We start from the raw sequence: 12,128 nt of genomic DNA on the forward strand, positions 1-12,128 counted from the left end.
AATAGACAGGCTTCTAAAACCTATCCGAATCCATTACACAAAACGGGGTCGGAGTTTTCAGATTTTTTAGGGAACCCCGGTCGGTATCGGTATTGTAATTTAGGGAGAGGCGTGCTACATAAATCCTATCCACGTTTATTGTTGGGTTAGCAAATAATGAGAATCGTTTAAAGGATGATCATGCCTGGTCAGGTTGATCTTTCACAGGTATCGCCGATAATCAAAAGCGTTCTGTTTGTATGTACCGGGAATATTTGCCGCAGTCCCATGGCTGAGGCCATTCTTAAGAAGATGGTTCCTGTGGAGGCAGATATTTGCGTCTTTTCAGCCGGGAGTCATGCCAGGGAAGGAAATTTGGCCACGGAAAACAGCATCCTGGTCTCCAGAGACGCCGGGATTGATCTGAGCAGCCACAGGGCGCGAAGGCTCACCACGGATATGGCTCACGAGGCCGATATGATATTGGCCATGGAGCCGCTGCACATCGAACACGTTCTATCCCTGGATATCTGGGTGAAGGATAAGACTTTTAATCTTATCCGGTTTGCACAGGACCACCAGGGAGACGGGGACTTGATCCCAGACCCTTATGGAGGAAGCCTGAGGGAATATCAAATATGCTTCCGTAAGATCGATGAGTGCGTAAACAATTTTTATGAGATGATTAGAGGCCGCCTGATACAGAGGAGCCACTAACTAAAAGACTGCCCGTTTTTTCTTCAGCTGAGTCATCTACACCGTCTCCGTTAAGGACTTCATGCCAGAGGCGTTCATCCTCATAAAAGTCATAGAGGGCTTTTGCGATGAGGGAGGAAAAGTCGCGGCGGACAAAAGTATCCTTTAAGTCCTGATAGCCCTTTGATTGTATCCCAAAATTAAACTCTACATTGGAACAGAAGGCATTATAATGACCGACTGCCCCCTTCAGGCCCTCAGAACGGTTCCACCAGTGTTCGGGATTTGTCAGATAATCTTTGAGCAGCGCCATCTTCTCCGAAATAGCCTCGTTATTTTGTGTATATAAGCGCCACATTTTTCCTTTTGTTTTATTTACGACATTAGCCAGAGATTCCAGTCTCAATTGCGTATCGGGATAGCCGTGTTTTGTCAACTCCTCTACTGAAAAGAGGAGGACATCGCCCCAGAACTGCCGGATAGATTCGTCTGTCAGGTCCACCCCTCTATCCTGATTATTAATGCCGGGCCTGAATTCTCCCTGATGGTTAGCGGCTAATGTCCGTTTATGCAGTAAGGGCAGGTTGGCCGAGACGAATCGTTTACCTATTCTGGCCTTAAGTAATCTACCCAGGGCCGGGCCGGCCATCCTCAGTTTCAGATCGGCGTAGGGGATAATATATCTCAATGCCTCCGGCCTTAAGACAAAATTTCCGGTATAGACGGTTCTGGCCGGAGCTATATCCAGCGGACTACCATTGTAGTAATAAATGGTCTCCCGCGTCGGGTGTAAGCCGTAGAAAAAGCCGTTTATCTTTTCTGAAAACCCTTTAAAGGCATCGCTGATGGTGTGTTTGCCTTTAACGGGACAAGGGTAAGGACAGGCCTGTGCTGAGGATTTATATCCGAACATTTTAACCAGATCATTATAGTGAGCCGGGCTGTGCCTGGACGATGGCGTGCCGTGAAAAATACAGGGATCACCTGCGCTGCAACCGGATATTTGTTTGAAGAACAGAAGCACATCATCCAGGAAGGTATTAATCATGATCGCGGGCGATACAGGCGGGTCGCCTACCACCTTACCGGTCAGGATCTCTATGTCCGCGGAGCTGAATAATTTGTCCAGCCAGTAAAAATAGTTAATCAGGTCTATATCCGCAGCCCCTTTTTCTGTCTCTACTTTGACGGCAAATTCCTCGTCACTATCGATAAAATAAATCAGGGTCTTTTCCGGATGGGTTTTTAGATACCTGTTTATCCATAAGTAGGCTATGTTTCGGGTGACAGAGGCCCCTTTGTGCGGCCGTACGCCGTCAGCACAGTCTCCTATGATATGTTTTAAGTCTTTCCGGAGGCTCTCCGGAATTTCGCTTGCCACGCCGGATTGTTCGGCAAGGCCTATATAATGTGTGCGGAGTCCGGCCCTGGTTATATCCCCGGCCATGGCCTTGTGGGCATTGATATTTGCCCTATCTTTGCTGTCGTCGATAATCAGTGCGCTGATCTTGGCATAGGCCTGCGTTCCGGTTATATCGTCAACTGTTTTCCCTCCATAGCCGAAATCGGCGCACTGCCGCAATATACTCTCCAGACAATTTTTGAGCATAACAGGCCGGTCGGCTACGGGTATGACGACCAGAAACGAGTGGCGTTCAACGGTATTTTGCAGGGCCAGTAAATTTTCCAGTTCCTTAAATATGTCTTTATGTAAGGTTAATAAACCCGGTTTAAATCCAGTCTCCGCCATGTATTTTTCAAGGGCGAGTAAGGCCCCTTCATAGACGATAGCGATTGGTCTTATGTTTCGGCAAACCCCGCTATTACTATTCAGTCCATCGGTCAGCGAACAAAATTTATCCGCAAGGGCCGAAATAGCCATATCGCCGGCCCTTTCCTTAAAAAGGATATTTATATTCTTAAAAAGGGTTTTCTGAGACAAAATCGGCTCCATAAGTTGTTTTTGTCACAGGTGTCTATCTTCCCGACGAGTACGTGGGAAATCCATCCTTGTTCATCATGACTTCGATGAGGTTAATCCCATTTGGAAAATCTGTCTGTTCAATGACCATATCGGCCTCACTGTTTGAGGCCACCCTCCCGTAATTAATGCCGAATGCCTTGGCCAGACAGGCGTAATCGGGATTTATGAAGTCACAGGCTATGTACCGGCCACTATAGTTATAGTATTGATTTTTCCTGACCAGGCCCAGAGATGAGTTATTAAGAAGAATGACTGTGACCGGTATCTGATAATTAACCGCCGTCATAAGCTCCATGCAACACATCTGGAATCCGCCGTCACCCAGAATGGCGAGGGTTGGTTTGGAGGCGCTGAGTTTGGCTCCTATAGCCGCCGGGACCGCGTGCCCTAGAGATGAAATGCCTGAATTTGGGAAGTAACACCGGTTCTTTGTAAGGTTAACGTAGTGCTGCATGTATATGATGTTATCGTCAAAGATAACAGCATTACCGTTCAGATGTTCGTGGAGTCCGGCAAGGAAGTAGCTGATCAATGAAAAATCCTCATCATTCAGCGTAGAGTGGCTGTATTGGTCCCGGTAATAGGGGAGATAAGAGGTATCCTTAGGTTCTATGGGGTTGGCCTTAAGGGCTTCTTCCAATTTATTTAAGACTTTCTTTATGTCGCAGCAAATAGCCAGATCGGCTTCAAAGGTTTTTTCCAGTTGGGCTGGATTGATGTCCACCTGGATAATCTTCTTCCCGTTTAATAGGGCAGGCTTCCAGTTGTAGCTCGTCCTTTCTCCGAAACTGACCCCAAGAAAGATAAGAAGGTCGGCTTTCTCGGTCAGGTAGCGATAAGCCAATTCTTTAGACGTTATACCCAGGACGCCCAAAGATAAATCGTTAGTTTCTGGAATGACTCCCCGCGCCTTGAGGCTGGTAGTCACCGGGATATTTAGCCGGGCACAAAAATTAGATATCTCTCCCTCGGCCAGAGAAGACACACAGCCGTAACCGGCAATAATAACGGGATACTCTGCCTTCCTCACCAATTCCAATATGCCCTCTAAGGGAATGGCACAGTCTTCGGCCGAACTCCTGCTTTTGCCGGTTTCTATATCTTCGAGGATATCAGCATCTACCTTTTCACGAAGGACGTTATAAGGAAAGCTCAACAGGACCGGGCCGGGTACAGCAGCATAAAGGGCACTGGTAGCGGATCTCAAGACATGCGGTAAGTAGTCGATTCGCTGGACGAGCTTATGATATTTTGTGACTCCTCTAAATATATAATTTTGATTAACGGCAGTGCCTTCGCCTGAACTTTCCTGTAAGGCCCCTTTGCCGAATGAATAGGTGGGGGTCTCCCCGGTAATAGCCAGGACAGGCGTGCCGTTCATGAAGGCGTTGGCTATCCCGGTTACCAGATTTGTGGCTCCGGGGCCGGTGGTGGCGATACAGACGCCTATTTTGCCCGAGCACCGCGCATAACCGCTGGCCATAAAAGCCGCGCCCTGCTCATGTTTCGTCAATATGGTCTTGATATCGGAGTCATAGAGTTTATCAAATACGGGCAGGATATGGGCTCCCGGGATTCCGAATACATGCCTGACACCCAGTTTTTGCAAATAGCGAACAACCAGTTCACCAACTGTAATATCCATATATCAACTGCCCTTTACGCGCATTCTCCGTACTTCGGATAGTACATTATCTTCTATGTGTTTGACAATAGTTACTGCGGCCTTGCTATAAGAAAATTTTACAGCTATTTGCCGGCCTCTTTCTATCAATTTTTTTTTGGCCGCATTATCGCATAGATATTTTTTTACCAACGACCTTAGCTCGTCCGGGGAGCGGTAAACAGGTATAGAATCTTCGAATATATCTTCCATCCCGGTGACGTAGTCTGAAATAACCAGACTGCCGCTGGCCAGCACATCCAGGATGCGTGGATTTATGAAGCCTTCACGGCGCATGTCTTCATGATGGTCATTTACCACTATCTTTGCGGCCGCATACAGTTTATTAATATCCTGGTTTGCATAATAGCTGCCGGCCAGCCACTTATCAGGGATAAGACCATTCCAGCCTGTTCCCCAGACCTTGATATGGTAAGGACTATCGGCAAGCTCTTGAATGGCCCGCCTGGCGCCGTCGCGGCGTGCGTTGCCGACAAAGACGATGTCATATATCTTAGGACATTGGATAGGCCGGGCTCGGGTGGGGATCATCAACCATTCCGCCTCAAACCCCATTTGTTTTAATTTGCCTATAAAAGGTCTGGAGACGCAATATATTTTGTGGTATTGAGAAAGAATTTGGGGAGTGATCCAGTCGGGATGGCTGTGGTGCCAGAGGATTTTATGGGTGCCCTCCGGTAAGGATTCAAGAGGTTTTCCGAAGAGGTGCAGTAACACCCCTGGGATCGTCCGGGTTAAAGGATAATTTAATTTTTTGAATTCGCCGGTCAGATACTCCTTTAACCAGTAATCGCCCCATAACGGTCTTCGCTCCACGACGGGGTCAGAATCCGAGTAGGCTACGATATGGAGAGGCGGAAGGAGTGGTTTTTCCTTCTTCATAAGGGTATCCGTTCGAACGTGTGAACGTTTAGTGCGGCGTTTGTACTCGGTATAAGATAAGAATCTGATAAGTTTTTGTACCTTATGGTATAAGTCTTTGTCAAGAAATAGGGTTATGCGACAGGAAATTCCATGTAAAGAAGAGGCCCGGGTCACCTTCCCTGATACCGGATTCCTGAAGATCTGTGAACTCTCTACGGCTGCTGTCATTCAGGGCGTATGTTTTCCTACGGGCACCGTAATAGGTTTTCACGAAGACGGTTTCCTATGGCGTTGTCTTCTATCGGAAGACACTGTAGTTCATGGCGTTCCCTGTCAGGGGGGAGCGGAAGTGGAATTCCACAGAAACGGGCAACTCCACGTGTGCCGGCTGTCAAAAGATTTCCGGTTTGGCGATATCCCCTGCCAGGCCGGGGCGTTGACCATTTTCCATGAAAATGGGTGCTTGTTTCGGGCCGAACTTTCTGAAAAAATCAGCATCCAGGGCATCCAACTCAACCCTGGAACCGATATCTGCTTTTTTGCCGACGGCAGGCTGTCGGCCTGCGATCTTTCCGGGGATACGGTTATTCAGGATATTCCGTGTCAGGCCCGGAGCCGGGTATGGTTTTATGAAGACGGCGAATTTTCTGCCGGGACCCTGGCCAGGGACTATATTATTCGGGATATTCCCTGCCGGGCCGGCTCACTCATCTGGTTCCATAGTAATGGTAAATTGGCGGGCGGCGCTCTCTCCCGGGAGGTAGATATCCAGGGTGTTCCATTATCTGCCGGAACGCCGGTCAAATTTGATGAGAACGGCATTTTAATTCCCTGAGATTACAGGACGATGAACGATATGTCTGTCCATGTCCCCTGTAATGCCCGATCACGAGTTAATTTTATAAATGGGAACGGGATTGCCGGTTGTGATCTCTCACAGGACACGGCAGTGCAGGGTATTTTCTGTCGTGCCGGCACAAAGATCGAATTTTACAAAAACGGCTGGTTGTGGCGCTGCGAACCTGATGCAGATATCAGCCTTGACGGGGTGCCCATCAGGGGCGGTGCAAGGGCCGAGCTTCAAGAAGATGGCCGGCTGTGGCGGGGCAGACTGGCTCAGGAGGCAACCGTGCAGGATATTTTGTGCCGCGGCGGCAGTGATATAGAATTCTGGATGAGCGGACGCCTGAGAAGATGTGTTCTGGCGTGCGATACACTGATCCAGGGCATTTTCTGCCGTGCCGGGACGGAAGTGGAGATGAGGGAAGACGGCGCGCTGGTTTACGGCGAACTTTCAGGGCCGGCGCTGATTCAGGACATCCCCTTCGAGGCCGGAACACGGATATTATTCCATGATAATGGGCGCCTCGCAGGTTGTTATATGGTACGGGACAAAACTATCCGGGATGTTCCCTGCCGTGCGGATAACTGGATATGGTTTTATGACAATGGCAGCCTTTCCGCTTGTGTCTTAGCCGGTGATGCCGCTATCCACAGTGTTTCATGCCGAATGGATACCAGGGTAAATTTACACGACAATGGAAACCTGCTCAGGTGTTATCTATCCGGTGATCAGGTAATTCAATGCGTTCCGGCCCGGGCTGCCACGTTTGTACTTTTCCACAAAAACGGGCGCCTTTCAGCCTGTGAATTGGCCTTGGATACGGAGTTCCAGGGGATTCCCTGTAAGAGCCGGGCCTGGGTAGGATTTCACGATAACGGCCGCTTAAAGCGATGTTATCTGGCTAAAGATACGCTTTCTCAGGGGGCGTTACTCAAAGCCGGGGCGTGGGTCTCATTTTACCCCGATGATACGCTGGAACATGCATAGCGAGCGCATTCCCTGCTGCTTGCAGCGGGGTTAGCAAGCGAATACGATGCATTTTACCTTACATACGGAGATTCCCCGCAGCTTGCTGCGGGGAGCTTCAATCCTATAAGTATGACCTTTGTTAGTTAGTGTTCACCCGGAAACTACCGTTTCCGTCTTCACGCTTTCAGCCATCAGCGATTAGCTGTCAGCAAAAAATTAATATAAACAACAGATTAAGCTGAATGCTGATAGCTGACCGCTGATGGCTCCATCTGTGTTTATGGGAGACATTATAAATCATATTACAGCAAAAGAGAGTTGTAATTTTATTATCTATTGCCCTATACTAAATAATATGGATTAGAGGCAAAGGCGATCCCGCTGTGGGATCGCCTTTCGGGCCACAACCCGATGACGGTTTAGATCAGTTTTCAATAAGATTAAGAAAGGAGGAATATCTATGTTTAAGAAAATATTAACAACTTCAGATTCAGTAGATGTTTGTGACGCCCCTTCAGCAGTGGCAGCTCATCTGGCGAAGCAGGAAGGGGCCGGGCTTTGTCTTATGCATGTGCTCGAGTCTTCTGACCTGATACGCAGGCAATGGGTAAAGGATTTTAGAACGGGTGAGGATGTGGCGGTTACCGCAGAGTATATAGACGTGGTAAAGGGGATGATAAAGAAGAAATGCGCTGAGTCGCTGATCGGCTGTAAGGACTATGTTATTGAAGTAAGGCCGGGGTTCCCATGGCTGGAAATCTTAAGAATGGCCAGGGCCACCAGGGCCGACCTTATGGTGCTTGGGCCCCACAGAGGTAAGGCTGAGGAGAAAGGCGTGGTGCGCATGCGGACTGTGGAGGGGTTGGGCAGTACCGTAGAAGCAGTCATTATGCGGGCTCACTGCCCGGTGATGATCGTGAGCCGTGATGTACCTAAAGAAAAATTGGCCTTTAAAAGGATTCTGTTCGGTACGGATTTTTCGGAGACATGTCAATATGCCTTTGAGTTATCTTTGAAGGCAGCGCAAAAATATAATTCCAGGCTGCACATCCTGCATGTCTTGAGGATTCCGCGCGGAGAACGGGTGGCATACACCCCGGCGCAGATAGAAAGGGAAATTGCCGGGGTAAAAGAAAAAGTGCAGAAGGTGTATGCCAAGCAGATAAAAGGGATTGATTATGCCTGTGATGTCTTAGAGGGAGAACCTTCTGCAGAGATTCTAAAATACGCTACTTCAAACCAGATCGACCTTATCGTCGTCGGTTCCCATGTCAGAGAACAGGCGGAGAGGTGGTACGTGGGAAGTGTGGTGGAAAAGTTGGGATCGGAATCTTATTGTCCATTGATTACCGTTACCAGACCGGAAGCCTTGTTAAAGCTTGAAGAATAAAGAAAAATAGTAACAATTTAGCGCTCTTAAAAATGCGCTAAATCTCATTGCAAAATGTAAAATTTCGGGCAAAAACCATCAACATTTTGAATTTTGCACTTTGAATCTTGCATTTTGAATTGAAGTTTAGCCGGTTTTTCAAAAGGCTAAACTGATACGAAAAATAATGTTTCTCGAAAAACGTCCGATAAGAACGTAAACGTCCATATAACCCTCGAAAGGGGTCATCGCTGCCTCCCGGTGGTGGCCCCCGAACTTTTTCTATGTCCCCTTTCGGCTTTTGAAAATGTTATGGAGTTGCCAATGTAAAGGCAGCGTATTGGACTATCTAAGTTGCGAAAGACCTTGCGTAGCTTTCAAGACCTGATGCAAGGCAACGTACAGATGTTACTTGTGACGTGAACCCAAAATTTCAAGAAAAGATGCGGTATTTTTGCCGGATCGGATAGAGACCAGGTGGTTACGGAAGACAAGATACTTTTTCCTCATCGGGCGTTAATGGTCGAGGGTGACCTCAAGGAATGTTTTTATTGCGGCTCCTGCCGTCACGACCTCAAGGTATGCCCTTCGAAAAATCTTCAACTATCTTCCAGGGTCTTCACCCGGTTCGGCCATCTCTCTATCGAGCATATAACTAATTGCTTTGCCGGGGCCTTTAGCAATCCAGAACAGCACAATGAAGGTGTAGCCAATCTTAAGGCAAGCGATGTTCAGGCTATATATGGTCAAAATGAAGTATTGGCAGCTTACCATACCTTTTTTGACCTTACAGAGATATTTCAGCTCAGATTTCTAAAACGGGTGTGGCAAACAGAGGCTGTCACCTGGGACATGCTATATTCTGCGGGAGAGCAAAGGGAGGAGGGAGGCCCGTTATGGCTGACCCTGGACTGCATCCGTGTAGGACAGACGGATAAAGCCGAGCAGTTTTTGAAAACGGCCCAGGATAAAGACCCTGACGACTACAGGCTGTACATGGCCACAGCCCTCCTTGAATTGGAAAAGGGAAATCGTTTTGAAGCGCTTTACCAGTTTGAACGGGCAAAAGAGTGCTCGCGCAATAAGTTGCAACAGATACACGCGCTTTTTTTAATTGCCCGCCTTCACGAAGTATTCAAGGCATACGAAAAAGCAGAGGAAAAGGTGCATGATATTATCTACCTTGATCGTGACTGTTTAGATGCCCAATATTATAAAATTGTATTGCAGGCAAAAAGGGTCTTTCACGATGAAGACATCATTAAATTACAAAAAATTATTTTGCAGCAGCCGGAATTTTTCCTTTACGCCCTTATCGATCCACGGCTCTTGCCTACACAGGGGCTTGTTGAACAACTCCTGAACGAAATGCTGGAAGGTATCCGAAAAGAAACCAAGGACGTAGTCCAGGCCGCAGAGTCCAAAGTCAACTCCATGATTGAGTGGTTGGACGAAGAAAATGAAATTTACCAGGAGAACAAGACCCTTCTCGATAAGATCAAACAACTTGCGGCACAGGACAGTTACCTCGGTTACATAGAGGCCAAAGATATCGCTACCACGCTCATCAACCGGTACCATTTAATACAGAAGACCATCAGGATAAATCTTCTAAAGCAGATTGCTTCGCAGGATAATCACCTGAGGAAATATGAGATTTATTGGAAAAAATATCCTCTGAAGGGGTTTTTCAGGACAGTGGGGCCACTTTTGAACGAGACCCGGCAAAAACTGAACTATGCCGCAAGCCTGGCCAAATCTGACCAGGCAAACGCCTTTAAACAGGCCAGCCAGATGGCAGAAGAACTGGCGTCAGAGCTGAAAGAGATGGTTACTACAGTGGGCAGGATGGCATCCTTAGAAAATGGGATTAACGTGATGCGCTCCTTCGGCAAGCACCTTCTCATACTGGAAGTCATCGCTTTTGTCATCGCGGCCCTTGTAATTCCGATAGGCTCATCCGTCATAACCCATCTATATCCTGACCTTACCTGGGACATCTTTGATAATATCGGACAATACCATAAAAATGCTCTTGGCGTTGGCAGCGTTGCCGGCTTCTTGATGGCCATCGTGTTGACCTTGAGAGATACCCCCCGCTCCTAGCTAGCCCGGTCAGATTCAGGAAGAAATTCCTCCCGCAATTCTTTAATCTCTCTCAAGTCCTGGAAAAATCCAACACTCCCTATAGGCTTATCGGCCTCATAGAGTATCGCGCCTGAAATTCGCACCGGTACCGGTTCACCGTTTTTCCCCGCTACAGATGTATGTTCTTCGGTAAAGATATCGTCTCCTCTGCCCTTTTTACCGGAAAAGACATCGGCAATCTTTTGTATTATCTTTTCAGGATAGATGTCATGGGCCTTCTTTGTACTTTTGGCTTCATCCTGGCTATACCCAAATATCTTTTCCGCGGTAGGATTAAATACTACAATATTCCCTTCGTTATCCGTGGCAATAATTCCCTCAATCCAGCGCTGTATAAGTTTACTTTCGAATTCATATCTCCTTCTTATTTCCTCGGCAACTTCCTTTACCATGGCCTCCAGGTTTTGGGTACAGTCCCGCAACATCCGGTCCATTTCCACTCGTTGTTCGGCCTTTTTTAAGGCTGCAGAAAGGATTTGATCATTTACCGGCTTAGTGACAAAATTAGACGCGCCTAAATAAAGCGATTGCACGGCAGCCTCCATGTTCCCGTGGCCGGTAATAATAATTACCTCGGCAGAGGGTTCGATCTCCTTAATCCTCTTTAAGACCTCTATCCCATCCAATTCAGGCATTTTTAGATCGGTCAGCACTATCGGAAAGCGTCCTTCTCGAAACAGGTCCAGGCCCTGCCGCCCATCCTCCGCAGTTACCACTTCATATCCGTCACTTCTAAGCGACATGCCCAGGATCTTTCTGATACCTTCTTCATCATCAATTAGCAGAAGTTTCGCCATGGTATACCCCTCCCCGATTGAGTTTTTAATGGATACAAACTTGATGATCTCGTAAAAAGTCAAAATTGGGACGGCACAGTAAAAAGCTCCGGTTGCAAGGCGCGCAAATCCTATTATCAGTTTACCGTTATCCGTTGACCGTTGTCCGTCAACAAGCCATGCACTTACGGTGAACGGTGAACTATTTCCATAGCTACGCCGCAGTGACGAAGGATGCCGCGCAACGCAGCAAATGGACTTTTTACGAGGCCGTCAAACTTGCTTTCAGTTAGAACGAGTATAAGGCAAAGATGGTTTGGGTTCAAGACTAAATCAAACCCTTTATCATCTGCCGGCAATATTTGCAGGAATTGTCTTGGGTGGACATTCTGCCTTCTGGCGGTTTGTACGAGACTGGATAGAACGCCATGGGTCTTTAGTCCGGTTTGCGATCTGTTGCCGAAGCAGATCTTACGGAAGATCACCAGATGTCTGAGAGACTGTTCGGCATGATTGTTTGTTGGTGGGACCCCGTGGTGCCCAAGGAAGGTAAAGAGAGACTTCTGTTCAGGTCCATATAGATAGGCGCGCAGGGTTTCAGCTGGTTTAAATACAAGCGGTTTTTTGCAAATATTTTTTAGTTGTTTGACAAAACGTTTTTTGATACCGGTTGTCTCGTCCCAAAGGATATCACCGGTCTTTAATTTCTGTCCCACGTCGCAGGCTTGTGTGCAAAATGCAATGAGGCGGTTACAGAAAGTGGGGTGTACTGTCAATAGTGGACAGGGCCACTTTAGGCAGCTCTCCTTTTAATA

The 12,128-nt window shown here is 47.6% G+C and carries 10 protein-coding genes; 5 read left to right on the top strand and 5 right to left on the bottom strand.

Translation table 11 applies throughout. The annotated features are described in order from the left end of the window. Positions 1-180 precede the first annotated feature (180 nt). Entirely contained in the window at positions 181-696 is a 516-nt protein-coding gene (locus tag RDU59_12545) for a low molecular weight protein arginine phosphatase (protein ID MDQ7839308.1), read from the top strand. On the opposite strand, the gene RDU59_12550 is transcribed toward RDU59_12545, so the two are convergent. The 3 genes from RDU59_12550 to RDU59_12560 are packed head-to-tail and all read right to left on the bottom strand — an operon-like array spanning position 665 to position 5,225. Continuing rightward, on the bottom strand, positions 665-2,617 hold the full coding sequence (locus RDU59_12550) for a hypothetical protein (GenBank protein ID MDQ7839309.1): 1,953 nt from the start codon (positions 2,615-2,617) through the stop codon (positions 665-667). The two genes, RDU59_12545 and RDU59_12550, sit on opposite strands and share 32 nt — an antisense overlap. A gap of 34 nt (positions 2,618-2,651) precedes the next feature. Next, positions 2,652-4,304 (bottom strand): thiamine pyrophosphate-binding protein, encoded by a 1,653-nt coding sequence (locus RDU59_12555; GenBank protein MDQ7839310.1) that lies wholly within the window; start codon positions 4,302-4,304, stop codon positions 2,652-2,654. A 3-nt stretch (positions 4,305-4,307) separates the two neighbouring features. Beyond that, on the bottom strand, positions 4,308-5,225 hold the full coding sequence (locus tag RDU59_12560) for a glycosyltransferase (GenBank protein MDQ7839311.1): 918 nt from the start codon (positions 5,223-5,225) through the stop codon (positions 4,308-4,310). A 115-nt stretch (positions 5,226-5,340) separates the two neighbouring features. On the opposite strand from RDU59_12560, the gene RDU59_12565 reads away from it, so the two are divergent. From RDU59_12565 to RDU59_12580, 4 genes are all read left to right on the top strand, one after another. After that, the gene (locus tag RDU59_12565; GenBank protein ID MDQ7839312.1) at positions 5,341-6,042 is read left to right on the top strand and encodes a hypothetical protein; all 702 of its coding nucleotides are present in this window, start codon (positions 5,341-5,343) and stop codon (positions 6,040-6,042) included. 12 nt (positions 6,043-6,054) lie between these two features. Next, entirely contained in the window at positions 6,055-7,038 is a 984-nt protein-coding gene (locus RDU59_12570) for a hypothetical protein (protein ID MDQ7839313.1), read from the top strand. 442 nt (positions 7,039-7,480) lie between these two features. Next, complete coding sequence (locus RDU59_12575) at positions 7,481-8,410, top strand: universal stress protein (GenBank protein MDQ7839314.1); 930 nt, start codon at positions 7,481-7,483, stop codon at positions 8,408-8,410. Positions 8,411-8,866: 456 nt separating this feature from the next. After that, positions 8,867-10,495: a hypothetical protein gene (locus RDU59_12580; protein ID MDQ7839315.1), complete on the top strand. Its 1,629-nt coding sequence runs from the start codon at positions 8,867-8,869 to the stop codon at positions 10,493-10,495. On the opposite strand, the gene RDU59_12585 is transcribed toward RDU59_12580, so the two are convergent. Both RDU59_12585 and RDU59_12590 read right to left on the bottom strand, forming a co-directional pair. Continuing rightward, positions 10,492-11,334 (bottom strand): response regulator, encoded by an 843-nt coding sequence (locus RDU59_12585; GenBank protein MDQ7839316.1) that lies wholly within the window; start codon positions 11,332-11,334, stop codon positions 10,492-10,494. The two genes, RDU59_12580 and RDU59_12585, sit on opposite strands and share 4 nt — an antisense overlap. Positions 11,335-11,498: 164 nt before the next feature. After that, positions 11,499-12,029 carry a transposase gene (locus RDU59_12590; GenBank protein MDQ7839317.1) on the bottom strand — a complete coding sequence of 177 codons (531 nt, stop codon included), beginning with the start codon at positions 12,027-12,029 and terminating at the stop codon, positions 11,499-11,501. Between the last annotated feature and the right edge of the window lie 99 nt (positions 12,030-12,128).

This window comes from Thermodesulfobacteriota bacterium, from assembly GCA_031082315.1.
Classification (GTDB): Bacteria; Desulfobacterota; QYQD01; order QYQD01; family QYQD01; genus QYQD01.